The 25,313-nt window shown below is 61.8% G+C and carries 19 protein-coding genes and 1 pseudogene; 14 read left to right on the top strand and 6 right to left on the bottom strand.

Annotated features, from left to right (window positions below; all coding sequences use genetic code 11):
• Window positions 1-13 precede the first annotated feature (13 nt).
• The 3 genes and pseudogenes from J0663_RS23455 (at window position 14) to J0663_RS23445 (ending at window position 3,179) form a co-directional block, all read left to right on the top strand.
• A complete protein-coding gene (locus J0663_RS23455) occupies window positions 14-1,237 on the top strand; it encodes an ABC transporter substrate-binding protein (protein ID WP_207245325.1) in 1,224 nt (407 codons plus the stop codon).
• Between the two features lie 154 nt (window positions 1,238-1,391).
• Window positions 1,392-2,317: pseudogene (locus J0663_RS23450) on the top strand (carbohydrate ABC transporter permease).
• Window positions 2,307-3,179, top strand: coding sequence for a carbohydrate ABC transporter permease (locus J0663_RS23445; RefSeq protein WP_207245324.1), 873 nt, complete (start codon window positions 2,307-2,309; stop codon window positions 3,177-3,179). Before J0663_RS23450 ends, J0663_RS23445 begins: the two are co-directional and overlap by 11 nt.
• Before the next feature lie 197 nt (window positions 3,180-3,376).
• Here J0663_RS23445 and J0663_RS23440 read toward each other — a convergent pair whose 3' ends face one another.
• On the bottom strand, window positions 3,377-3,745 hold the full coding sequence (locus J0663_RS23440) for an antibiotic biosynthesis monooxygenase family protein (RefSeq protein WP_207245323.1): 369 nt from the start codon (window positions 3,743-3,745) through the stop codon (window positions 3,377-3,379).
• Between the two features lie 97 nt (window positions 3,746-3,842).
• Between J0663_RS23440 and J0663_RS23435 the strand changes: the two genes are divergently transcribed.
• On the top strand, window positions 3,843-4,319 hold the full coding sequence (locus J0663_RS23435; RefSeq protein WP_207245322.1) for a MarR family winged helix-turn-helix transcriptional regulator: 477 nt from the start codon (window positions 3,843-3,845) through the stop codon (window positions 4,317-4,319).
• A 32-nt stretch (window positions 4,320-4,351) separates the two neighbouring features.
• Here the strand turns inward: J0663_RS23435 and J0663_RS23430 are convergent, their stop codons facing one another.
• Complete coding sequence (locus J0663_RS23430; protein ID WP_207245321.1) at window positions 4,352-5,614, bottom strand: DUF3422 domain-containing protein; 1,263 nt, start codon at window positions 5,612-5,614, stop codon at window positions 4,352-4,354.
• Window positions 5,615-5,969: 355 nt separating this feature from the next.
• Window positions 5,970-7,256, bottom strand: a complete 1,287-nt coding sequence (locus J0663_RS23425) for an ABC transporter substrate-binding protein (RefSeq protein ID WP_207245320.1) — start codon at window positions 7,254-7,256, stop codon at window positions 5,970-5,972.
• Between the two features lie 191 nt (window positions 7,257-7,447).
• On the opposite strand from J0663_RS23425, the gene J0663_RS23420 reads away from it, so the two are divergent.
• The 6 genes from J0663_RS23420 to J0663_RS23395 are packed head-to-tail and all read left to right on the top strand — an operon-like array spanning window position 7,448 to window position 15,573.
• Window positions 7,448-9,970, top strand: coding sequence for a hypothetical protein (locus J0663_RS23420; protein WP_207245319.1), 2,523 nt, complete (start codon window positions 7,448-7,450; stop codon window positions 9,968-9,970).
• A 16-nt stretch (window positions 9,971-9,986) separates the two neighbouring features.
• Entirely contained in the window at window positions 9,987-11,081 is a 1,095-nt protein-coding gene (gene bglB, locus J0663_RS23415; protein WP_207245318.1) for a beta-galactosidase BglB, read from the top strand.
• Window positions 11,078-12,442, top strand: a complete 1,365-nt coding sequence (gene pglB / locus J0663_RS23410) for a polygalacturonase PglB (RefSeq protein ID WP_207245317.1) — start codon at window positions 11,078-11,080, stop codon at window positions 12,440-12,442. The genes bglB and pglB overlap by 4 nt, the downstream gene beginning before the upstream one ends.
• A complete protein-coding gene (locus J0663_RS23405) occupies window positions 12,430-13,536 on the top strand; it encodes an ABC transporter ATP-binding protein (protein ID WP_207245316.1) in 1,107 nt (368 codons plus the stop codon). Before pglB ends, J0663_RS23405 begins: the two co-directional genes overlap by 13 nt.
• A 2-nt stretch (window positions 13,537-13,538) precedes the next feature.
• Window positions 13,539-14,525 (top strand): carbohydrate ABC transporter permease, encoded by a 987-nt coding sequence (locus tag J0663_RS23400; RefSeq protein WP_207245315.1) that lies wholly within the window; start codon window positions 13,539-13,541, stop codon window positions 14,523-14,525.
• Between the two features lies 1 nt (window position 14,526).
• A complete protein-coding gene (locus J0663_RS23395; protein WP_207245314.1) occupies window positions 14,527-15,573 on the top strand; it encodes a carbohydrate ABC transporter permease in 1,047 nt (348 codons plus the stop codon).
• Window positions 15,574-15,746: 173 nt separating this feature from the next.
• Here J0663_RS23395 and J0663_RS23390 read toward each other — a convergent pair whose 3' ends face one another.
• Window positions 15,747-16,898 (bottom strand): ROK family transcriptional regulator, encoded by a 1,152-nt coding sequence (locus J0663_RS23390; RefSeq protein ID WP_207245313.1) that lies wholly within the window; start codon window positions 16,896-16,898, stop codon window positions 15,747-15,749.
• 172 nt (window positions 16,899-17,070) lie between these two features.
• Between J0663_RS23390 and J0663_RS23385 the strand changes: the two genes are divergently transcribed.
• Window positions 17,071-18,102: a helix-turn-helix transcriptional regulator gene (locus tag J0663_RS23385; RefSeq protein ID WP_207245312.1), complete on the top strand. Its 1,032-nt coding sequence runs from the start codon at window positions 17,071-17,073 to the stop codon at window positions 18,100-18,102.
• Window positions 18,103-18,132: 30 nt separating this feature from the next.
• On the opposite strand, the gene J0663_RS23380 is transcribed toward J0663_RS23385, so the two are convergent.
• Window positions 18,133-19,170 (bottom strand): LacI family DNA-binding transcriptional regulator, encoded by a 1,038-nt coding sequence (locus J0663_RS23380; protein ID WP_207245311.1) that lies wholly within the window; start codon window positions 19,168-19,170, stop codon window positions 18,133-18,135.
• Window positions 19,171-19,278: 108 nt separating this feature from the next.
• Window positions 19,279-19,911 (bottom strand): TetR/AcrR family transcriptional regulator, encoded by a 633-nt coding sequence (locus J0663_RS23375; protein ID WP_207245310.1) that lies wholly within the window; start codon window positions 19,909-19,911, stop codon window positions 19,279-19,281.
• A 111-nt stretch (window positions 19,912-20,022) separates the two neighbouring features.
• On the opposite strand from J0663_RS23375, the gene J0663_RS23370 reads away from it, so the two are divergent.
• The 3 genes from J0663_RS23370 to J0663_RS23360 are packed head-to-tail and all read left to right on the top strand — an operon-like array spanning window position 20,023 to window position 25,243.
• Window positions 20,023-21,096 (top strand): efflux RND transporter periplasmic adaptor subunit, encoded by a 1,074-nt coding sequence (locus J0663_RS23370; protein WP_207245309.1) that lies wholly within the window; start codon window positions 20,023-20,025, stop codon window positions 21,094-21,096.
• Window positions 21,093-22,172 (top strand): efflux RND transporter periplasmic adaptor subunit, encoded by a 1,080-nt coding sequence (locus J0663_RS23365; RefSeq protein WP_207245308.1) that lies wholly within the window; start codon window positions 21,093-21,095, stop codon window positions 22,170-22,172. Before J0663_RS23370 ends, J0663_RS23365 begins: the two co-directional genes overlap by 4 nt.
• Entirely contained in the window at window positions 22,169-25,243 is a 3,075-nt protein-coding gene (locus J0663_RS23360) for an efflux RND transporter permease subunit (RefSeq protein ID WP_207245307.1), read from the top strand. The genes J0663_RS23365 and J0663_RS23360 overlap by 4 nt, the downstream gene beginning before the upstream one ends.
• Window positions 25,244-25,313: the final 70 nt, after the last annotated feature.

Here is a 25,313-nt window from a genome sequence, read left to right as displayed (position 1 = left end):
GGAGGAGAAACCCATGAAGGTTCTGAAGAAAACGCTTTTGCTCGCCGCAATCGGCGGAAGCCTCTTTGCCACATCCGCTTCGGCCGAGCAGGTCAACCTGACCTGGCAGATGTGGACCGGTTCGGAGGCCGACACCAAGAGCTGGCAGCACCTGGCCGATATGGTGACTGCCAAATATCCCGATATCAAGGTGACGCTGACGACGACGGGCTGGGTCGACTACTGGACGCGGCTGCCGGTGCTGGCGGCGTCCGGCCAGCTTGCCGACATCGTGTCCATGCAGTCGCTGCGCATGCCGAACTTCTATTCGCTGCTCGAGCCGCTGAACGACCGCATCGCCGCCGACAAGTTCGATATCGGGGCCTTTACCCCTTCGATCATCGGCGGCATGTCCGTCGACAAGCAGCTTTACGGCTTGCCTTATGACGTCGGTCCGTGGGTCATCTATTATAACGTGGACGCGATCCAAGCTGCCGGCATTCCCTTGCCGAAACCGGGCTGGACGCTCGCCGAGTTTACCGATGCCGCCAAGAAGCTGACGAAGGACGGCAAGTACGGCTTCGGCATCACCCCACAGAACTATTCGGTCCTGGCCTCGGCCTGGGGCGACAAATACGTGAACGACGCCGGGGAACTCGACCTTACCAATCCAAGCGCCATTGCCGCTGCCGAAAGGGTGATCGGCTTTGCCGCCAAGGACAAGGTCGCGCCGCTGGTGCCGTCGAGCGCCGATGTCGGCACGGTTATCCAGGGTCGCTTCAACTCGGGCAATGTCGCCATGTATGTCGATGGCCCCTGGTCGATCATCGGCATGAAGGACAAGGCGAAGTTCAAGATCGGCCTGACCACGCTGCCGCGTGACGACGCCAAGGAACTTGCGGCCGTCACGGCGGGATCAGGTTTCGGCATTTCCACGACGAGCAAGAACAAGGATGCGGCCTGGAAGGCGATCCAGGTGCTGACCAGTCCGGAAGCATTGCAGTATCTCGCCGAACAGGGGCGCGCGCTCCCGGCGCGCACGGCTTCGCAAGCCTCCTGGTACAAGGTGGCGGCCAAGGACATCACCAATGGCGGCGAGGCGCTCGACTATTCGCTGGCGCATTCGGTGCCCTATGTGATCACCAACAATTGGGCGGCGGTGGAAAATCTCTTCAACCAATATTTCCCACCCGCCTTCGGCGGCAGCGCCGACGCCAGGCAGACGATGGAGTCCATCCAGAGCCTCGTGCAGCAATAGAGCATGTCGCGCAAGAGCATCTCCGTTTTTCTTTGAATCACGGAAATGCTCTATCTCTTTGTTTTCACGCAATTCCGGACGCAAAACCGTTGCACGCTTTTGCTGGAATTGCTCTAGAGCGCGGCGGAAGGAGCTGCCGCGCATGGAGGAAGGGATGTCGGAAAGCGCCATTGCCGAAATAAGCCTGCAGCCTGGTCAGCCACGGCGCTTTCTGAAGCCTGAAACGCAGACGGCCATGCTATTCCTGCTGCCGAGTTTCCTCGGCTTCATGATCTTCATGGCCCTGCCGATCCTGGCGTCACTGGCGCTCTCCTTCACCAACTGGCAGCTGCTCAAGACGCCGTCCTTCGTCGGATTCCAGAATTATATAAAGCTCTTCACCGTCGATCCGGCCTTCTACACCATATTGAGCAATACGCTGTTCTTGCTGTCGAATATCTGGCGCTGAATATCGTCGTGTCCCTGACGCTCGCGGTCTGGATATCGAGCCTCAAGCGCGGCAAGGCGATTTTCCGGGTGATCTTCTTCCTGCCGACCTTTACCCCGACGATCGCAGCCTCCGTGGTGTGGCTGCTGATCTTCACGCCAGACGGGCTCGCCGACAGCATCATCCGCTCGCTCGGCCTCGGCTTGCCGAATTTTCTGCTGAGTTCGAGCTGGGCCATGCAGGCGGTCGTGCTCGTCACGCTCTGGGCCAATGTCGGCTATAACGTCGTGATGTTCAACGCCGCGCTCGACCTGGTGCCGAAGCATTATCTTGAAGCGGCGATGATCGACGGCGCCGGTCCCTGGCGCCGCTTCTGGCGCATCCGTCTGCCGCTCATCTCGCCGACGGTCTTCTTCGCCACGGTCATGACGGCCATCACCTCGCTGCAGGTCTTCGACGAGATCTTCGCGATGACGCGCGGCGGTCCGGGCTCGGCAACAGCCACCCTCGGCTTCGCCATCTATCAGAAGGGTTTCACCAATTTCCAGATGGGTTATGCCTCGGCGCTCGCCTGGGTGATGTTCGTGATGATCATGGGCCTGACCATCCTGCAGTTCCACATGCAGCGCAAATGGGTGCACTATGATGAATGACGCGACTTCACGGCATTCCCAGTCCCGACATCGCATCCTGCGACGGATCGGCAGCTTCGTCAGCTATGCCACATTGTCGCTGGTCGCGCTGCTCTTCCTCTTTCCCTTCTTCTGGATGGTGTCGAACGCGGTGCGTTCCAACACCGAAGTGATGGCCGTGCCGGTCCGCATCCTGCCCGAGGAATACCAATGGGGCAATTTCGTCGAGGCGCTGGTGTCGCTGCCCTTCGGCACCTTCCTCCTGAATTCTGTTATTGTCGCCTGCGGCGTCACCGCGATCGTCATCGTGGTATCCTGTCTCTCTGCCTATGCTTTCGCCAGGCTGCGGTTTCCCGGCCGCGAGGGGCTGCTGCTCACCTATCTCAGCACGCTGATGATCCCTCAGGTGATGCTGGTCATCCCGCTCTTCCTCGTCGTCAGCAAGCTCGGCTGGATCAACACCTATCACGGTATGATCCTGCCGGTCGCATTTTCGTCGTTCGGCACCTTCCTGCTGCGTCAGTTCATCCTCGGCATTCCCAAGGATCTCGACGAGGCGGCGATGATGGACGGCGCCTCGCGGCTGCGCATCCTTGTCAGGGTCATCGTTCCTCTCGCCATGCCGGCGATCAGCCTCTTGGCGCTCTTCACCTTCATCGCCCAGTGGAAGAGCTTTCTCTGGCCGCTGATCGCCACCAGCGGCCTCGATAAAGCCACGCTGCCGCTCGGGCTCACCTTGTTCCAGACGCAGCAGGGCACCTCGTGGAATTACATCATGGCAGGTGCGACGATCTCCATGGTGCCGGGCGTGATCCTGGCCATCGTGCTGCAGCGGGTGATCTACAAAGGCATCAGCGTGGGCTCCGGTTTCGGTGGAAGATAGCGGCTATAAAACAAGGGCTTGACGTGCTCATTTCAAGTTATTTGCAGCGCACCTCAAGTCGAGGGAGCCGGTGCCGAAGCGGGCCGCCTTATCGCCCCGCCGTCTTGGCCGCAGAGCCGGGCTAGGACGCGCGCCGGCCGGTCGACCATCCGACGCCGTTTGAGCAACAGAATGCTTCGATCTAACCCGGAAAGGCCCTAGGCCACGCAGATGCCGGCGACTGCGACCTTCTGGAAGAGATGCGGTGACGCGACCGCCGACGAGGGATAAGCAGAGGTTTTCGCCCTGAATTCAGGATGGACGAAGGCGGCTTGGAAATGCGCGGTGGATTCCCAGACGGCGTAATTGAGATAGGTCGGGTTTTCGCCGAGCGCGCGGTGCAACTGCGTGGAGATGAAGCCGGGTTGGCGCTTCATGAAGGCGGCGTCGTCCTGCCAGACCTCGAGGAATCTCGGCTCGTCCGCCTTGTCGAGGGTGAACAGGTTGACCAGCACGACCGGGGAGGCTTCGAGGCCGAGTTGCCGGTCGATCGGGAAGGTGGGGTCCATCGGACGAAAATGTGGCATGACTTGCTCCGGTCTCTATGGTTCCATGGTGTCAATTCGACATGAAGAAAACATATGATATTGACATTATGATGTCAATTTATTTGCATGGTGACAAATGGCTGAAGTTGAACGAACCGCCGCGGGATCCGCATTGACCAAGCTCATCCTTGACTTGTTCAGGCTCAACAACCGGATGCTGACGTCAGGAGACAGGCTCGTCGCCAATCTCGGGCTGACGAGCGCGCGCTGGCAAGTTCTCGGCACCATCGAAGCTTCGGAACGCCCGCAGCCGGTCGCCTGGCTGGCGCGCGACATGGGAGCCAACCGCCAGAACGTGCAGCGCATCGTCAACGATCTGGAGAAAGAGGGGCTCGTCGCTTTTGCAGCCAACCCCCATCACCGGCGCGCGCAACTCGTCGTGCTGACGGAAAAGGGACGGATCACCTGCGAGGCGGCCATGCGCCTCCAGGCTCCATGGGCGAGTGGTCTCGCGGACGGTCTCGAGGTCACCGAGATTGAGAGGACGCATCGCGTCATGAGGGCGCTTCTTCACAAGCTGGAAGGAAGCGAGGAGGCTCGTGAAGAGGCCTGAAGTCCCCTTGCGGCAGCCTGAGTATCGGCGCGTCAGCGATTTCCGGATACCGGGCTGTGTGGGGCGCCGGCAATGCTTCTGCGAACGTGGCGAACGGCGGTCCACACAGCCAAGAGCACGAGCGGGATGGCTGCAAGCACCGCGAGCTTGGCCATATGCGGATCGACGCCCAGCTCGGTAATGCTTTCGAGGCAGATCTTGGCGAGGCCCACGGTGTAATAGGTGATGGCGATAACGGAGAAGCCTTCGACCGCCTGCTGGATATGCACCTGGATTCGCGCCCTTTCTTCCATCGAGGTCAGCAGCGAAGCGTTCTGATCCTCGAGCTGAACCTGAACGGTGGTTCTGAGCAGATCGCCGGCGAGACTGACCCGTTCGGCGAGTTCGTCGAGGCGGCGTTCTGCGGCATGCACGGAACGCACGGCCGGCTGGAAGCGTCGTCCGATGAAGGTGCCGATCCGCTGGCGCTGCTCGACGCGCTCTTCGCGCAGCTCCGATACCCGGCTGGTGACGATCTCCGCATAGGCTTTGGTCGCCCCGAAGCGGTGGCGCGCAAGCGCGGAGAAGTTGAGGACGTCGGAGGAGAGCCTCGTCACTTCGGAAAGCAGCGCCTTGTCGACTTTGACGGCGCTTTGCATGTGCGTGATCAGCAGATCGAGGCGCCGGTCGAAGGCCGAGAGCTGCGAGATCGTCTCGCGCGCCATCGGCATCGCCAGCATCGCCATCATCCTGTATGTCTCGATTTCGAGGACGCGCCGGACCATGCGGCCGGTGCGATAGGCGTTGAGGTTGTGGTTGAAGAACAGGAATTCGACGAAACCGCTGTCGCTCAGGCGGAAATTCGAATGTACTTCGGCATCGCCGCCGCCGACCCTGGAGGCGACGTAGTCGAGCTTGGGTTTTTCGAGAGCCGGCCCGTCCTTCTCGTCGCGCACCAGCACCCGGACGGCTGCAATCACCTTTCCGTCGATCCTGTCGCAGCAGGCCTTGAAAGCCTCGGGCGGATGGCTGCCGGGCGCAGACGCTGCCGGAGCGACGAAGGTGAGGCTTAGAAACTCGGTATGCGCCTCCCATTTCAGCCGGCCGTCGCCGAAGCGGCCGATTCCGTGGTTGCCTCCGAGGGTGGTTGAGACGTCCTCCAATCCCGGAAGGGAATCCGGCAGCAGAGGCGAGCCGTTGTCGCCGACGATGGCGACATGCCAGACGTCGGTATCGCCATCGAAGTAAAGCGACGGCCGCGCATGCAGCTCGTTATGCAACTCCCTGCGCAGCGGATGTTCGGAACCCATCGGCATGGAATGCACCTCTATGTGGTAGACGGATCGACGGCTGACGTAACCGGGGTGTCGGCGTTTTGAACTGACCACGACGCCTATAGCCTCTCCCGTGGCGCCTGTCACGACGACTTCTCTGCCTGATGTACAAGGCTGGCTGAATATACTTGATCGGGCGCAATACTGGGGAAGCCGCTCCACTGTACGGTAACATCGGTCCCGGCGAGATGCCGGTCGGCGGCAAGCCGATCTCTTCCGCGCTGTACCGGCCGGCCGGAAGGATGAGCCGAAGCATGGACAAAAAACGATCAGCCACGGCCCGTTGCGAGGCCGTGGCTGATGCGGCGCGCAATCTGTGGGAGACAGGCGCGGCCGGTTACTTGTTGGCGGCGAGCGTCACGTTGACCTTGTCGACGTCTGCGGCCATGGCCTTGAAGGTCTCTTCGAGGGAAAGCTCGCCGACGAACAGCTGGCTCATCCGCTGCACGATCGTTTGATAGATGGCCCCAGATCCCTTGAGGCGTTCCAGATCGCGGGCTGCCTGCGGCGCACTGTTGCGGGCCGCGAGGAAGACGGCCATGGCATCCTTGGCGTTCTTGCTCTCGAGCTTGTATTGCGGATCCTTGATGTCGGCGCCGGTCAGGATGACGTAGTTTTCGGCGATTTCACGCTGGATGTTTTCAGACCCGAGGAACTCGATGAAGGCGGCCACGGCTTCCGGGTGCTTGGTGCGCTTGAAACCGACGATCGCGGTGCCGCCGGGCATAGCATAGCAGCCGGCATCGCCGCAGGGCGCGCTGAGTGCCGTCCAGTCGAAGCCGTCGCCGATCTTCTTCTGGAACGGATTGACCATCCAGTTGCCGGCGAGATAGGTCACGACATTGCCGTTGACGAATTCGTCACCCATGTTCTTGTACTGGGTTCCGCCGGCAGCACCCCACATTTCCTTGGGGAAAGAGCCGTCCTTCGTCCAGTTGTAGAGATCGGTGATGTAGCGCTTGGCGGCATCGTCAGGGAACGAGAACTTGCCGTCCTTGACGTAATTCGAGCCGTAGGAGAAGGCGGCACCCGAGAAGCGGTGGCCGGAGCGGTCCATCGTGAAGGGGATCTGGGCGCCGGTCGCCTTGGCGACCCGGGCGGAGGCTTCGACGATTTCCTTCAGCGTGGCGGTCGGCTGCGGAAGCGGTTCGTTCGCCTGTTCGAAGAGCGTCTTGTTGACGAAGGGCAGGTTGAAGGTCTGTGACGCGACGTAGCCGTTGATCGAATTCGGATCGTTGACGCCGGGGAAGCGAAGCGTGTTCAGGCTGTCGCCGTGCAGCTTGGCGAAGCCGTCCGGATCCTTCATCAGCGGGCGCATGTCGAGGTAATAGGGCGCGAGCTGCCAGTCGGTGATCTTGGCGATGTCAGGACCTTCGCCGATGGCAAGCTGCACCGGCAGCTGCTTGGCGACGGCATCATAGCCCGACGAGACGAAATTCACCTTGATGTCGGGGTGCGCGGTTTCGAATTCCTTGCTCAGCGCTTCCATGCGCTCGACGTAAGCCTGGTCGTCGTCGGTGAAGAGAAAGGTGATCGTCTGGGTTTCCGCCATGGCGACGCTCGACCATGCGAAAGAAACGGTGGCCAGCGCCAGTGCGAAAGCCCCTGATAGATAGGTTTTCATTTTCATCCTCCCATGAAAACATTTTCATCAATCGCGGCATCAGCCATCGATAAGCGAATTTCATATACTTGACATTCATTCCGTCAAGCTATTTTCTACGCGAATAGCGATGTTTTTGAGCAATTTTCAGAAATCGCGCATCAAAATAACCAAGTGAAAATATTTTCATGAGATTGCGGAGGAGGCGATCTGTGAAAACGGAAAGCATCAAGCAGCCGGACGACATGGCGCCAGCATATGGCGTGGGCCAGGGGCAGACGATAACGGCATGGGCGGTATCAGCGCTCATCGCGAGCCATTTTCCCGGCGAGCCGGCGCCCGCCGAAGACCGTGTGAACTATCGTTTCATCAACGGTTTCGTCGATGTCGGCGACCTGCCCTGCCGCAAGGCCTTCTGGTCGACCATGGTCGGCCGCGAGCTCATCCCCGACACGTCCTGGCCGACCGAAAGCCTCTATCTTCCCGGCTCGAACCGCCGCGTCGAATTCACCAGCTTCTGGCACGTGCCCACGCATGTCAGGCGTTGGCTGAAGGGCACCTTCAGGACGGAAGCGCCGCGTGCGCTCAATCTCGCGCTCAAGACCTGCGGCGGCGTTCGCATATGGGTCAACGGGCGGGAGGCGGTTCGCTTCGAGCCCTTCAAGCGTAACGTCGAGAGCGCAACCGAGATAGCTTTGCCGCTCGAAGCCGGCGACAACGAGATTCTCGTCCATAGCGAAGATCTTGCCGAGCGCGACACGACCTGGTTCTTCGAGCTCGAAATGCTGGACAAGGAGCCGCTCTCAGTGCTGCTGCCGGTAGCGCTCGATCACAACGAGGTGCGGGAGCTGGAAGCCCTTTCGCGCGGCGTGCGGCCGGCGCGCGACGTCTTCGTCAGAGAGCCGCTGGAGATCATCTTCGACACGGCGCCCGAGCGCGACCTGCCGGTGGAGCTCAAGGTGTTCGGACATGGTCACGAGCGGCCGGTCCTCGCCGATGCGAAACTGACCCTCCACGCAGGTCAGAGCCGGCTGACGGCGCAGGATGTCTGCGGCATTGCCGACGGTTATCACGGTATCCACATGACGATCGGGTCGGGGCCGGGCTCGGTCACCCGCGTCATTGACGCCGCCTTCATGAGCAGCATCTTGCCATCGCCGGCAGCGGCGTCGCTTTCCGCCCGCAAGCGCCAGGCGTTAGAATACAGCGCCCGCTTCGGCGCCAACCGCGCCGGGCGGCTCATCGCCATGATGGAAACCGGTCATGACGACCAGGAAAGCTTCGATCGCATCGTCGACATGACGCTCGCCTCCATCGATGCGCGGGAGGATTGCTCGGATTTCATCATGGTGCCGCTGCTGTGGCTGCTCGGCGCGTACGGCGACCGGATGCCCAAGGCCACGGTTGATCGCATTCGCCATTCCGTTCTCTCCTACCGATACTGGGTTGACGAGCCGGGCAACGACGCGATGTGGTTCTGGAGCGAGAACCATGTGCTCTGCTTCCATACGAGCCAGCTGCTGGCCGGACTTCTGCTGCCCGGCGACGTGTTCTCGACCTCGGGGCGGACGGGACGGCAGCAGGCGGAACTCGCCGCCGAACGGCTCGGGCGCTGGTTCGACAGCGTCGAAGCGCATGGCCTGGCGGAATGGAATTCGGCGGCCTATTACCCGATCGACTTCATTGGCCTGCTGGCGCTGGAGCGCTGGGCTGAAAGCGGCATCGCCGATCGCGCCCGCGGCCAGATCGATCTCATCTTCCGCATGATTGCCCTTCATACGCTCGCCGGCGTTCCGGCCGGGTCACAGGGGCGCGCCTACGACAAGGAACTGCGCGCGGGCCCGCTGACCGAGCTTGCACCCTTCGCCCAGGTCGCCTTCGGCACGGGCTGGCTCAACAACGGCGTCGCCGCGCTGACCATGTTCTGCGCCGGCGATTATGAGCCGCCGGCCGATCTCGCCGAGCTTGCTTCGCTTTCGCGGGGAAGAAGCGTCGAGGCGCGCTACAGCCAAGGGCTGGAGAGCGGAAAGCTCGTGCTCTTCAAGAACGAGGCCGCGCAGCTTTCGACGGTTGTCGACCACAAGACCGGCCGGAAGGGGCATCAGCAGCATGTTCTCGATATCAGGCTTGCCGGCCATCCAATGGCGAGACTTTGGGTCAACCACCCGGGCGAAGACGACCCGTGGGGCAATCAAAGACCGTCTTATTGGGCCGGCAACGGCATCCTGCCGCGTGTCGCCCAGCATCGTGACGTCGCCCTTCTGATCGAGGATACAGCCGACGCGCGGCATGCCTGGACGCACGCCTATATCGGCCGCGACGGTCTCGACGATCTGATCGTCGAAGACAAATGGTTGATCGCCCGGTCAGGAAGGGGATTTGCCGCCCTCTGGGCGTCGAACGGCCTGGAACTGATCACGGACGGCCCGACCGCCGGCCGCGAGGCGCGATCGCATGGGTCGCTCTGCGGCTGGGCTTCTATCGTAGCATCCGGCAATGACGATGCTTTCAAGGCCTTCATCGAGCGCCTGTGCCAGACGGTGGTCTCCTTCGATCCGGCGCTTCGGCGTCTTTCTCTGACGCCGCCAGGCGGTCCGGCGATTGCTCTTTCCTATGCCGACGGTCTTTCGATCGCCGGTAAGGCCCGGCCGTTCACGCATGATCAGCCGCACCCGATCCTCACCCACGACAGCGCCGCGTCCCAAGCCGGCACTGACGGGCCGTTCTACTCCTAAAACATAGGTCTCCAGCATGAACACAGCATCTGTCGACAACGCCGCTCTCCTGACGACCATCGATCGCGTGGCGACGGCTTTCAGCCGACTCCGGGGCATCAAGGAGGGTCTCGTCACGGACAGCGCCGCCTCCGGCATCCAGTTCGACGAATGGGACTGGGAAGTCGGCGTCGGCCTTTACGGATTCTTGCGCCGCGCAATATCCGCCAATGACCAGAAGGCGTTGCAGGAGCTCGTTGCGTGGTACAGCGCCCAAATCGAACGGGGTATTCCGCCGCGCCAGATCAACAGCACGGCGCCGATGCTGCCGCTCGCGATCCTCGTTCAGCATGTCGAGCGTCCCGATTTTCGCGCGCTGGTCGAGGACTGGGCCGAATGGCTCGTCAAGGAGCTGCCGAAGACCGAGGATGGTGGCTTCCAGCATGTCGTCAAGGAACGTCTCAACGACGGGGAATTGTGGGACGACACGCTGTTCATGGCCTGCCTCTTCCTCGCCCAGGCCGGCGTCCTCTGCGGGCGCGACGACTGGATTGACGAGGCCGTCTATCAGTTCGTAATCCACACTCGCTATCTTTCCGACCCGGTAAGCGGCCTTTGGTATCACGGCTGGACCTTCAACGGCCGGCACAATTTCGCCAATGCCTTCTGGGCGCGCGGCAATGCCTGGATCACGGTGGCGATCCCCGAACTCTTCGATCTCGTGCCGACGCTCAGTCAGAAGGACCGGCGTTTCCTGTCGAACGTCCTCGTCAGCCAGGTGCGTTCGCTCAAGGCTTACCAGCGGCCGGACGGCATGTTCACGACGCTTCTGGACGACCCGGCTTCGCCACTCGAAACCTCGGCAACCGCGGGCATCGCCTATGGCATATTGCGCGCCATCGACGCCGGCATTCTCGACGAGAGCGACAAGGTCTATGCAGAGCGCGCGCTTGCGGCGGTGCTGGCGCAGATCGATGACGAAGGCGTTGTCCACGGCGTTTCCGACGGCACGCCGATGGGTCACGATCTCGATTTCTACCGGCGCATCCCGAACCTGCCGACGCCTTACGGCCAGGCGCTGACCATGCTGCTTCTGACCGAAGTGCTTATCGAGAGTGGCCGCCGCCAATGAGTGCTTCCTCCCTCGTCGCGATTGAGGCGCTCGACGGCGACAATACCGACCGCCTGCAGTCCGAAATCGACAGTCTTTCGGTTGCCGGCGGCGGCCGCCTGGAGCTCCTGGCGGGCATCCACCTCTGCCGGGGGCTCCGGCTGCATTCCGGCGTCGATCTGCATCTTGCCGCCGGCGCGATCCTGCGTCCTGTCCCCGATTATGCGGCTTATGCGCATACGACGGTTTCGGTGGTCGCCGAGAAATCGGACCGCGGCATGATTGTCGCTAACGGTGCGCGGCGGATCAGCCTGACGGGGGAAGGGCGCATCGAGGCCGGCTGCGACAACTTCATCACAGGCGACGATGAAAGCGTGGGAACCTTCATCCCGGCCGAATTTCGTCCCCGCGTCGTCGTCTTCGAAGGCTGCGACGAGGTCGAGATCAGCTCCGTCACCATTAGCCGCTCGCCGATGTGGACGCTGCATTTCGTCGACTGCACCGATCTCACGGTCCGCAACGTCACCATCGAAAACGATCGCCGCCTTCCCAATACCGACGGCATCGTGCTCGACGCCTGCCGTGGCGCCGTCATCGAGGATTGCAGGATATCAACGGCCGACGACGGCATATGCCTGAAGACGAGCATCGGCCCTCAAGGCGTCGCCATCGGGCGATGCGAAAACATCCTAATTCGCCGTTGCTCCGTTGAGAGTTTGAGCTGCGCGCTGAAGATCGGCACGGAAACGCATGGTGACGTCAGCAACGTCTTATTCGAGGATTGCAATGTCTCGGCTTCCAACCGAGCGCTCGGCATATTCTCCCGCGACGGCGGGCGGATCTCGAACGTGAGGTTCTCGCGGATTGCGGTAGAGTGCCGGGAAACACCGGATGGTTTTTGGGGCTCAGGGGAGGCGCTGACCGTCAATGTCATCGACCGCGTCGCCGAACGCCCCGCGGGCGCCATCGAAAACCTGATCGTCGAAGACGTGACCGGCCGTATGGAAGGGGCGATCACCGTCATTGCGGCAGCACCTTCTGGCATCCGCAATGTGTCGTTGGCCCGTATCGCCATCGATCAGCAGGCCGGCACGCTTGGCACCGGGCGGACCTATGACCTGCGTCCGACGAACGCCGACCTCGCACCGAGGGCCGATGGCGGCGGGCGGGCCAATGCCTGGACCCGCGGTTCGGACGGCCGGGTGATCGGCTTGCAGAACTATCCCGGCGGAATGCCTGCCGTCTACGTGGCCGACGTCACCGGGATATCGATGAACGAGGTGCGGATCACACGGCCGGCACCGCTGCCGCAAGGCTGGAACGAAAACGACGTCGTCTTCGAAACGGCGACATCTGATGGGAGTGGGGCATGGCAGAACTGAAACTTTCCACCGTCAACAAGGCGTACGGCACGGTCAAGGTCCTGCATGACGTTGAGCTCGACATCAAGGACGGCGAATTCGTCGTCTTCGTCGGCCCGTCGGGATGCGGCAAGTCGACCCTGCTGCGCGTCATCGCCGGTCTCGAAGAGGTCACGCAGGGCACGATCGCGATCGGGGGACGCGACGTCAGCGCGCTTTCGCCAGCCGAGCGCAAGATCGCCATGGTCTTCCAGTCCTACGCGCTCTACCCGCATATGAGCGTGCGCAAGAACCTCGCCTTCGGCCTTGAGAACCTGAAGTTCAAGCGCGCCGAGATCGAGGCGCGGATCGCCGAAGCCGCGAGGATGCTGGCGATCGAACCCTATCTCGACCGGCGTCCGAAGCAGCTTTCCGGTGGCCAGCGCCAGCGTGTGGCGATTGGCCGGGCGATCGTGCGCGAACCCGACATCTTCCTCTTCGACGAGCCGCTGTCGAACCTCGACGCGGCGCTGCGAGTCCAGACCCGCGCCGAAATCACCAAGCTCCACCGTGAGATCAAGACGACGATGATCTATGTCACGCACGACCAGGTCGAGGCGATGACCATGGCCGACAAGATCGTCGTGCTGCGCGCCGGGCGGGTCGAGCAGGTGGGCGCACCGCTGGAGCTGTTCGACAATCCGCGCAATCTCTTCGTCGCCGGCTTCCTCGGTTCACCGCGCATGAACATTATCAAGGGCAAGGTTGCAGCCATCACGGAAAGCGGCATCGCCATCGATGTCGCGAGCGGCGGCAGGATCGTCAGCGATGTCGATCCCGCCGGCATTTCCGTGGGGCAGGAGGTTCTCGCCGGCATAAGGCCTGCGCATTTCTTGCGATCCAGCGGGCAGGGCCTGCCATTTGTCGTCCAGTATCACGAGGGCCTGGGCACCGAGACCTACGTCTACGGCAATCTCGAGGGACAGGACGAGCAGATCATCATCCATGAGGCAGGCCATTTCGCACCTCACCAGGGCGACCGGCTCGTGATCGATGCCGATCCGGCACGTATTCATCTGTTCGATCCCAAAAGCGAACTTGCTTTTGCCCGTCGATCGGGACAGGGGAGGCGCTGACCATGGCGGCTGGTGCATTGTTCTCCCAGGCGGGCGAAACGGCGATGAGGGTGGTCGAAGCGCCGATGAATGCGTTCGAGCACATTTTCGGCCGCAAGCGCATGCCCTGGATGTTCCTGGCGCCGAACCTCATTCTGTTTGCCATCTTCACCTTCCTTCCGATCGCGATCGCGGTCGGTTACGCCTTCACCGGCGGCACCAATCTTTTCGTCTCGGAACGGCCTTTCGTCGGCTTCGACAATTTCCGAACCCTGCTTTCCTGCGGCAATTACCTGCAGCCGGGAACCTGCCAGGAATCGCTGTTCTGGACGGCGGTGTGGAATACGCTCTGGTTCGTGGCGTGCAATGTCGTCGCCACATTGCTGGTGGCGCTGATCACGGCGCTGATCCTCAATCGGGCGATCTTCGCGCGCGGCTTCTTCCGGGCGATGTTCTTCTATCCCGTTCTGCTCTCGCCCGTCGTCATCGGTCTGATCTGGAAATGGTTCCTCGATCGTAACGGGTTGCTGAACGCCTTCTTCCAGATGATCGGCGTGCCGCCGGAAATCTTCCTGCTCGATGTGGGCTGGTCGCGCTTCTTCGTCGTGGTGGTGTCGGTCTGGTTCCATATGGGTTTTTACACCTTGATCCTGCTCGCCGGCCTGCAGGCGATCCCGAAGGAGCTCTACGAGGCTGCCTCCATCGACGCCGCTTCGCCGCGGCGCACCCTGTTCAGGATCACGCTGCCCCTGCTGGCTCCGAACCTGCTCGTCGTCTTCATCCTTCTGATGATCAAGTCCGTGCAGATCTTCGACGAGGCCTGGGTTCTGACGAACGGCGGCGGTCCCGGCACGGCCAACAGCTTCATCGTCCAGTATATCTACCAGATGGCATTCGGCAGCGATCTGCGCGTCTTCGGACTTGCCTCCGCCGCATCGGTTCTCATGGGGCTGGTGCTTCTGGTCCTCACCCTCATACAGCTGCGCTTGGGCAAGCGAATGGAGTCCTGAGATGAACCCGATCAGCTTTCTCTCGCGCACGCGCCGGGCCGGTCGTATCGATATCACCGATATGTTGTCATGGGTCTGGCTGATCGGCGGCACGCTCGCCGTGCTGGTCCCCGTCGTTTGGGCAGGCCTCTCCTCGCTGAAGCCGGCCGCCGAAATCACGCGCTTTCCGCCGTCGCTGCTCCCCCGGACAGCGGTGGAGCAGACTGTGCCCGGCTTCGACAAGCCGCTCAGCATCTGGCAGGTCACGGTCGATGGCCAGCAGCGCGAAATGGCCATGGTGCGGCGCATCGGTCTCAAGGCCCAGATGGTCGATCCCGCAAATCCAGGGCCGCCGGTCAGCGTCGACGTAAAGGGGATCACGCCGGTGCAGCACCTGACCGTCGCCACCGAGAATTACACCGATCCGCTGACGCGCTTCAACTTCCTGACCTTCCTCAAGAATTCGGTGTTCGTCACCGTCGTTGCGACGCTTCTGACGCTAATCGTCAACGCCATGGCGGCATTCGCGCTGTCGAAATACAAGTTTCGCGGCGACACGACTGTTTTCGTCATCATCATTTCGACGCTGATGATCCCGCTCGCCGTCGTCATGGTGCCGGCCTATCTCGTCATCGTCGGGGTCGGGCTCGCGGACAATCTCTGGGGCGTCATCCTGCCGACGATCGCCTCGCCGACCGCCGTCTTCCTGCTGCGGCAATATATGCTGACCATTCCCGACGAATTGATCGAGGCGGCGCGCGTCGATGCGGCGAGCGAATTCTGCATCTTCTGGCGCATCATCCTGCCGCTGACGGCGCCCGCTCTCGCGGTGCTGGCGATCTTTTCGGTGCTCTGGCGCTGGAACGACTTCCTCTGGCCGCTCATCGTCCTCAACAGCCGCGAGAATTTCACGCTGCAGGTCGGTCTGAACGCATTCCAGGGCGAGTTCTCGGTGCAGTGGCACTATATCCTGGCGATGACCTTCCTCAGCCTGCTGCCCGTCACCGTCGTCTTCCTGTTCCTGCAGAAATACATCACGACAGGCATCGCCGGAACAGGGATGAAGTGACCGGACCCCGGCGCGTAGCCCAAATGGAGGTCGAGATGTGGAGAGCGCCTCCCAAGCATTGAAGACTGCATTCCCATCTCATCGCGCCCGGCTGAAGCGCACCGCGCCTGGTCCGGCGGTGCACTTCAGTGCTGTTTGGAGAAGCCGCGCGGGGTTGACTGTCCGAGCCGTAATCACAAAACGGTTTCGAAGAGCGGGATCAAGGCCGCGCCGATGGCGCCGGGGGCATCGATGATCTGTGCCACGGCCAGCGCCGGAACGTCGCGCAATGCGCCATGCCGAGGGAGATTGTTGAATTCGGTGCGTTCGATCAGCATTGTCGCAAGCGAATGTGGAAGCTCGCCGCCAAGCACGATCAATGCCGGGTCGAAGATCGCGCAGATCGCATTGACGGCCCGATTGTGGGCCGGACTGACGCGGTCGATCCATTCCTCGACGCCATCCCAATCCACCAGATTTTCGTTCTTCAGATCCCTCAGGGTCAGGCCCACGCGCCCGTTGGCGCGAAGATGTTCGAGCAGCTGGTTGAGGGCGGGGCGATCGTCGTAGTCCTGACGTCCGAAGAGAACGGAGAATTCACCGGCATTCCCGAAACTGCCGCGAAACGGCATGCCCCCGGAAACCAGGCCGCCGCCATAACCGTGAAGATGGGCGATATAGGCAAAATCGGCGACGTCACGTCCAACGCCGAAGATGGCTTCCGCCAGAGCCGCGGTCCTGGCGACATTATCCGCCCAGACCGGCAGGCCAAGTCGCTCTCCAAGCAAGGGCGCCAGGTCGATCAGAGACCAATGGGCTAGCGGCAGGGGACAATTGAAAGCCGTTTCAAACATGCGGTGGCCGGCGACTGCGAGGCCGACGCCGAGAATGTCGCGCCGCTTGGCACCGCGTCGGGCAAGAATGTCTTCGACCGCCGCTTCGATCCGGTCCATCTCCTCGGACAGCGACGAGCCCGTCTGCGGAATTTCCATATTGTCCACCGGCTCACCGAAACCCATGAGGCAAAGGCCGATCGAGCCGACGTTGACGGAGATGCCGAGCGTCAGACACCACTCCCGTCGGAGCGTCAGCTCTGGACTGGGCGGACCGGCCCGTCGGTTTTCCGACTGGGAAAAGGCGACCATTCCCCGATCATGGAGCCGCCCGACGATTCTGTGCAGCGATTGCTGGGTGAGATCAAGCGGTTCGGTCAGGCTCGAGCGTTCGATGCCGGGCGACTTCCAGATCAACCGCAAGAGGTCCCGTTCGTTGCGAGACGCTACTCTCGCCGGATGCGCGTCCCGCAAAAAATGTGCGGCCACATGGTTTAAAGGAGCGTACTTCATTTTCCGATCATTTTGATTTACACTATAAGTGTGAAGCAGGTGAAAGGGAACCACTTTGCTTCTGCAGGGCAAGAAAAATCATCTAATGGTTTTGGGTCCTGCTTAACTCATCAAGATTGGTCAGGCCAGTCGCGATGGCGTCGGTTCAGGTGCAAGGGAGGAATCGAGCGCCATGGATTCGTTGAGACCAGAGACTATAGCCCGCCTTGCCGAGCACGAGGGTTTCGGTTTTACGCCCACGCATAAAGGGGCCAACTTCGAGTCGATGGTCCAAGCCTTTTCAGCGGGTTATGGGGTTTTCGGCGCGCAGCCGTTGAAGAATGACCGGAGGTTTGCCTGGGCCGCGGACTTGAGAAGGACCGAGGCGCTCACGGTGCTTCATTCGGCATATCAGAGTTCGTGGACAATACGAACGCTTGAGGACTCGCCGCAACATCTCGCGTTTTTCATGCCGCACTCAGGATCCTTTCGACTGTCGATCGGGAAGCGGACCGTCGAAAGCGGCGCTGGTCACCTGCTTATGGCCAACAACCACGAAGCCGGCGATCGCGTGATCCAGGGTGGACCGCACCGCTCGGACGTCCTGTTCCTGGATTGGAAGGTTGTGAAGAGGACGCTCGCCTCGCTGGTTGAACCGCCACTCTCCGAGTCGCTCGACCTCGACCCTGTGCTCGATCTTGCAACGCAGTCAGGCCAGCTCATTGGCAATCTGCTCCAGACGATCGTGCAGGGCATGCGCAACGGCGGTCCGCTTCTATCTTCGCCCCTTGCCGCAGCGGCGATGAGCGAAACTCTCGCTCATCTGGTGCTCCGATTTGGCCGGCATCGTTTCTCTCATCATCTGGAAAGAAAGAAGGTATCGTTGATTGCGCCTTGGCATGTTCGACGGGCCATCGACTACATGCATGCCAATATCGCGGAACCTCTCACCATGACGATGGTTGCCGATGGTGTCGGCGTTTCCCTTCGCGCGCTGCAAACGGGCTTTAAGGCCTTCAGGGGAACGTCGCCGGCAGGATACCTGCGCACGATCCGGCTACAGGCAGCCCGCGAGCATCTGCGGGACCCGACCAACCAGCAATCCGTCCGCGAAATCTGCGCGATATGGGGTTTTGCTCACGCGGGCAGGTTCTCCATTATCTACCGCAACACCTTTGGAGAAAGCCCGAGGGATACGCGGCTGCGGGCTGAACGCTTACGCTGATTTGAGCGGGATCCCGCATCTTCCGGCGGTTCAGCGCGGTGGTGCAATGCTGCCGCGCAGGACGAGATGGCAGCCGAGCTCCAGGCGATGTGCCGGCCGCTGCGGATCGTTGGCAATCAGCCGCTGTTCGATAAGCGCGAGAGCGGCGGCGCCGAGCCGGTCGGTGGGTACGCTCACCGTCGAAAGCGGCGGCCGGCTGAACTCGCCGGGAACGATGTCGTCGAAGCCGAGCACGGAGACCGCGTCGGGCACGCGTATGTTGCGATCGGCCAGGGCCTTCAGGCAGCCGAGCGCCAGATTGTCGGCCGCGCAGAAGACAGCGGTCGCGTCTTTCATCGTAGGGTCGCGATCGAGCAGCGCGTCGATCGCAGCCTCGCCATGTCTCGGCTCATATCCCTCGGCCTCGATGATCATATCGTCAGGCACGGGAAGCTGTGCGGCGAAATAGGCGTCGGAAAAGCCGTCATATCGGCGCTGGATCGTCGTGCGGCCCTTCCAGGTCAAATGCAGGATTCGGCGGTGGCCGAGCGCCAGCAGATGCTCTATGCCGAGCCGAGCGCCGAAGCGGTTTTCGGGCGTTACCGTATCGACCAGCATGGCCGGGTCCTCACCGTTGACGATGACGACGGGCATATCAGCCGAGGCAAGGCTGCGGATGAGTTCGGGCTGATCGTCGTTCAGAACCACGATGCCGTCGGCGCGTTCAGACAGCGCGATCTTCCGGACCTCTGTGCCGTCGATGCGCCGGCCGGTGCTGACATAAGGGACGATGCGGATGCCGCGGCGCTCGCATTCCCTGCGAAGGCCGTTGAGGATCGTCCAACTCACCAGGTTGAGGTCGCTCTGCGGAGCGGCATCGTCGGGAATGGCGAGAAGCAGAACGCGCAGCGTGGCGATCGTCGCCTTCCTCCTGCGACGGTCGAGGTAGCCCAGGCGTTTGGCAGAATCCAGAACCCTCTCGCGCACCTCGATCGTCAGCGGCGCGGTTCCGTTCAGGGCATGCGAGGCCGTGCTCAGCGACACATCAGCATCGCGCGCGACATCCTTGAGACTGACTTTGCGTTCCACTTTTCCCGCCAGGAATTCAGATATTGCCTTCGCAACATAAGCTAACTCGGTGTTTTCACATAACAACTGGAAAAGCTATGTTATCGGCATATTTTTCTGCCCCCGCAATCAGCGGCGTTCGACAAGGAGGCCGTTGAACAGCAGGTCGAAGTAGGTCCGGAGGAAGGCCTCCCTGTCGGGAGTAGGCACGCGGCGATCGTCGAATATCAGCCGCAGAACCGTCGTCGTCAGGATGGGGGCGACGACGATGTCGGAGAATTCCACCGGAATTTCCCGAAACTCTCCGGACTCAACCCCTTCCAGAATGAGACCGTCGATCTTGGCGATAACAGGCGCTATGAATTGGTCGTGATGGCGATCGATCAGATCGGGGAACCGCTGTCCTTCCGAAATGACGAGCCGCGTTAATTCGCGGGTCGTCCGATCCTCAGCGATCTGGTCATAGAGCAGTCCGAGCATGGACATCAGCCTGTCAGCCGCGCTACCGCTGAGGCTCGCGGTGATCGCCAGCAGCTCCTGGAAGGGCACGGAGAAATGGCTGATCATGGCTTCGAAGAGCTTCTCCTTCGTCTCGAAATAGACATAGACGGTGCCCTTGGTGACGCCGACCCTGTCGGCGATGTCGTCCACGCGGGCGCCGGTAAAGCCGTTTCTGACGAATTCCTCGAAGGCGGCATCCAGGATCTGGATCGGTCGCAGCGCCTTCTGTTCTGCGCGTGTGAGTTTCTTCTGATCTGCCATTCGTGCCTCGTCTCCCTTTCGTTGCGCGCCCTCGTCCCTGCGGCAAAACTTTCATTGACTAATGCGTTAGTCAATTATATAGCAGCTGCCGTTGAGAGCAAGAGGTCAACTATGAGAACCATTCTGATCGCCACAGCGATCGTATGCGCCATCGGTCTGGGTTCATGCAGCGATGAAGGCAGGCCGGCGGAGCCGACCCGACGGCAGGTGGGCGTCATCGTCGCCAAGCCTGAGCCGCTGATCCAGGGCGGCGCCCTTACGGGAGAAGTGCGGGCGCGTGTCCAGACCGATCTATCCTTCCGCGTCAGCGGCAAGATCATCGAACGGCTGGTCGAAGTCGGACAATCCGTCAAAGCGGGGCAGCTTCTCGCGCGGATCGATCCGGAAGAGCAGAAGGCCGACCTGGACGTGGCGGCGGCCAATCTTCAATCGGCCGAAGCGCTGCAGACCCAGGCGCAGCTTGCCTTCGACCGCCAGCAGAGCCTGTTTCGAACCCAGGTGACGACCCGTGCGGCGCTCGATCAGGCGCAGGAGGCGCTTCTGACCGCGCAGGCATCGACAAAATCGGCGCAGGCGCTCTTCGAAACCGCCCAGGACACCCTGTCCTACACCGAGCTGAAGGCGGATGCCGACGGTGTGATAACCGCCCGCAACGCTGAGGTCGGGCAGGTGGCGCAGGCCGCCCAGGTCGTCTTCACCCTTGCCCATGACGGCGACCGGGATGCCGTGTTCGACGTGGTCGAGAGCGCGTTCCTGCGCCCGGTCGATGGCGACGGCACCGTGAACCTGTTGTCCGACCCCGCGCAGAAGATCACGGCGAAGGTTCGCGAAATCTCGCCGACGATTGATTCCTCGACCGGCACCATCAGGGTCAAGGTCGCGATCACGAGCGACGCCCCCATTCCTCTCGGTGCCCCGGTCGTCGGCAAGTTCAATTATGTCCCGCAGGACGTCATCCAGCTGCCCTGGTCGGCGATGACGTCCAAGGACGGCAAGCCGGCTGTCTGGATCGTCGATCCCGCATCCTCCGCGGTTTCGGTCCGGGCGGTCGACGTTGCCGGCTACGAGACCGGCAGCTTCATCCTCAAGTCGGGCGTGTCGGCAGGAGAGGTCGTGGTGACAGACGGCACCAAGTTCCTCAGGCCGGGTGAAATCGTGTCTTATGTCAAGGAAGATTCCAAGTGAGTATTCGTCCCAAGATAATCGCACTGATGATGGGTACGGCCCTGATCTCTTCCTGCACGAAGCAGGAGGAAATCACCGAGGAAGCGCCCCGTCCCGTGCTGTCGATGACAGTCAGGCAGACGCCTGCCACGACCCTCCGCCTGACCGGTACGATCAAACCGACGATCGAGACCGAGCTTGGCTTCCGGATTTTGGGCCGGATGATCGCCCGCAACGTCAATGTCGGTGATGTCGTCAAGAAGGGCGACGTCGTGGCCGCCATCGATCCCCTGGCACTGGAGCTTGCCGTGCGCAGCGCCCAATCCGACGTCGAAAACAGCGACGCCCAGCTTCGAAACGCGGTCACCACGGAGCAGCGCCAGCGCGCGCTGGTGGAATCGCGTTCGGGCACGGAGGCCTCGCTCGAAGAGGCCGAGCAGGCGAGACGAACGGCCGCGGCGGCCGTGGCCAAGGCACAGGCCAATCTCGACAAGGCCAAAGAGCAACTGGGTTACGCGCAGCTGCGGGCAGAATTCGATGGCGTCGTGACGGCAACCTCGGCCGAGGTCGGCCAGGTCGTGTCGGCGGGCCAGACGGTCGTCACCATCGCGCGACCGGACAAGCGCGATGCGGTGGTCGACGTGCCTCAGGCGGCCGCTCAGAAACTGAAGATCGGCGCGCCATTCGAAGTGACGCTGCAGCTCGATCCGACAATCCGCACGTCCGGGGTGGTGCGCGAGATCGCGCCGGAGGCAGAGACCGCCACCCGCACGAGTAGGACCAAGATTGCGCTCGCCGATCCGCCTGAAGCCTTCAGGCTCGGCGCGGTGATTACAGCCTCCGCAACCATCGCCGCCGATCCCGAGATCGTGCTACCCGCATCAGCCATCCTCGCCAGCACGGATGGCGCGAGCGTCTGGATCGTCGACGTGCCGGGGAAAAAAGTGTCGCTGCGCCGCGTGAAGATCGACGGCGACGTCGTCGACACCGTCCGCATCGTGGAAGGGCTCGCTCCGGGAGAGCGAGTGGTCGTGGCGGGCGTGCATAAACTTCAAGATGGCCAGGCCATCAGGATCGACCAGGAGATCAGCCAGTGAAGTCCTTCAATCTTTCCGACTGGGCGCTCGAACACCGTTCGCTCGTCTGGTACTTCATGATCGTCTTCATCCTTGCGGGCGCCTTCTCCTATCTGAACCTCGGCCGCGAAGAGGATCCGAACTTCACCATCAAGACCATGGTGATCACTGCCCAGTGGCCCGGCGCGTCCGCCGAGGAAGTGACGCGGCAGGTGACCGACAGGATCGAGAAGAAGCTCCAGGAACTGGAATCGCTCGACTACACCAAAAGCCAGACCGTTGCCGGCCAGACCACCATTTTCGTCGAGCTGCTGCCGACGACCAAGGCCAGGGATGTCGCGCCGACCTGGCTGCGCATCCGCAACATGATCGCCGATATCAAGGGCGATTTCCCGAGCGGGGTCATCGGTCCCTTCTTCAACGACCGCTTCGGCGACGTGTTCGGAAACATCTACGCCTTTACGAGCGACGGACTGACCCAGCGTCAGCTTCGCGATCTTGTGGAAAATGCCCGCTCCGAAGTTCTGACGGTACCGAACGTCGGCAAGGTCGATGTGATCGGCGCCCAGGACGAGGCGATCTATCTCGAATTCTCCACACGCCAGATCGCAGCGCTCGGCATCGACCAGCAGTCGGTCATCCAGACGCTGCAGGCCCAGAATGCCGTTACCCAGTCCGGCTTCGTCGATGCCGGGCCGGAGCGCATCGCCTTGCGGGTAAGCGGACAGTTCTCCTCGGAGGAGAGCCTGCGCTCGATCAACCTTCGCATCAATGACCGCTTTTTCCCGCTGACCGACGTCGCCACGATCAAGCGCGGCTATGTCGACCCGCCGTCGGCGCTTTTCCGCTTCAACGGAGAGCCGGCGATCGGGCTTGCCATCGGCATGAAGCAGGGCGCCAACCTCTTGGAATTCGGCGAGGGGCTCGACGCGCAGATGAAACGTGTCGTTGCCGATCTTCCTATCGGCGTGGACGTCCATCGCGTTTCCGACCAGCCGCATGTCGTCGACGAAGCGGTCTCGGGCTTTACGCGGGCGCTCTTCGAAGCGATCGTCATCGTGCTCGTCATCAGCTTCATCAGCCTCGGCCTGCGGGCCGGCATGGTTGTGGCGATCTCCATTCCCCTGGTGCTCGCCATCACCTTCGTGGTGATGGAATATTCCGGCATTTCGCTTCAGCGCATCTCGCTCGGCGCGCTCATCATCGCGCTCGGGCTGCTGGTCGACGACGCCATGATCGCCGTTGAGATGATGGTGGCCCGCCTGGAGGCGGGCGACGATCTAAGGAAAGCCGCCACCCACGTCTATACGTCGACGGCTTTCCCGATGTTGACGGGAACGCTGGTCACCGTCGCGGGCTTCATCCCGGTCGGTCTCAACAGCAGTGCCGCCGGCGAATTCACCTTCACGCTCTTCGTCGTCATTGCGGTGTCGCTGGTCGTTTCCTGGATCGTCGCGGTGCTTTTCACGCCGCTTCTCGGGGTCACGATCCTGCCGAAGACGATGAAGTCGCATCATGAGAAGAAGGGCCGTTTCGCCACTGTCTTCTCCTGGCTCTTGAAGCTTGCAATGCGCTGGCGCTGGGTCACCATCGTTCTCACAGTCGGCGCCTTCGCTCTTTCGGTCGGTGGCATGGGGCTGGTGCAGCAGCAATTCTTCCCGAATTCGGACAGAACCGAGCTCGTCATTGATTGGAACCTGCCTCACAACAGCTCGATCGCCGAGACCAACAGGCAGATGGCCAAATTTGAAAAGGAAATGTTGGCCGATAACAAGGATGTCGACCATTGGACGACCTATGTCGGCCAGGGCGCGCCGCGCTTCATCCTGTCCTTTGACGTGCAGACGCCCGATGTCACCTTCGGACAGACGATCATCGTCACCAAAGGCCTCGACGTGCGCGACAAGGTGCGGGCTGACCTGCAGGCCTATCTGACGAAGACCTTCCCCGGCACCGACGCCTTCGTGAAGCTTCTCGACATCGGCCCGCCGGTGGGTAAGCCGGTGCAGTACCGGATCAGCGGCCCTGACATTCAGAAGGTGCGCGACATCTCCCAGCAGTTTGCCGGCGTGGTCGGTTCGCATCCGCTACTGTCGAACATGGTGCTGGACTGGAATGAACCCTCCCGTGTCGTGAAGGTCGATGTCCTGCAGGACAAAGCGCGCCAGCTCGGCGTCTCCTCCGAAGACATCGCGACGGCGCTTAACGGTATCGTCGAAGGTTCTACGGCGACACAGATCCGCGACGACATCTACCTGGTGAACGTGGTCGGGCGCGCCAGGGCATCCGAGCGCGACTCCATCCAGACCCTTGAGAATCTTCAGCTCTCCACCTCCAACGGCAAGGTCGTGCCTCTGTCTGCCGTGGCGAATTTCCGTTACGAGCTCGAGCAGCCGACAATCTGGCGTCGTGACCGCCAGCCCACGATCACGCTCAAGGCGGCCGTCATCGGTTCGACGCAGCCGGCCACAGTCGTCGATCAGCTGAAGCAGAAGGTCGAAGAGTTCCAGAAGAGCCTTCCTGTCGGATACAAGCTGGAAATCGGCGGCGCCGTCGAATCCAGCGCCGAGGCGCAAGGGCCGATTGCGGCCGTGGCTCCGCTGATGCTGTTCACGATGGCGACGATCCTGATGATCCAGCTACAGAGCTTCAGCCGCCTGTTCCTGGTCTTTGCGGTTGCGCCGACGGCGCTGATCGGCGTGGTCGCAGCGCTCTTGCTGAGCAATGCCCCGATGGGTTTCGTCGCCATCCTCGGCATTCTGGCGCTGATCGGCATCCTCATCCGCAACTCCGTCATCCTGGTGGTGCAGATCGAGCATCTGCGCAGCGAAGGAATGGCGCCATGGCAGGCGGTCATCGAGGCGACAGAACACCGCATGCGGCCGATCATGCTGACGGCCGCCGCCGCCACGCTCGCGCTGATCCCGATCTCGCGCGAGATCTTCTGGGGGCCGATGGCCTACGCCATGATGGGCGGCATCGTCATCGGTACCGCGCTGACCCTGCTGTTCCTGCCGGCGCTCTACGTCGCCTGGTTCAGGATCCCGAGGGACGAAGGCGTTCCGGCCGAAGCCGCCACGGCAGAAGCATGAGGCAGTCTTCGACGGCCATCGCCCACGGCCGTCGCGGCGGCCGCTGCAACACGGGCTGCGATGAAATGGT

The organism is Rhizobium lentis, from assembly GCF_017352135.1.
In the GTDB taxonomy this organism is placed as follows: Bacteria; Pseudomonadota; Alphaproteobacteria; order Rhizobiales; family Rhizobiaceae; genus Rhizobium; species Rhizobium lentis.
This window is presented reverse-complemented; position numbering and strand designations above follow the sequence as displayed.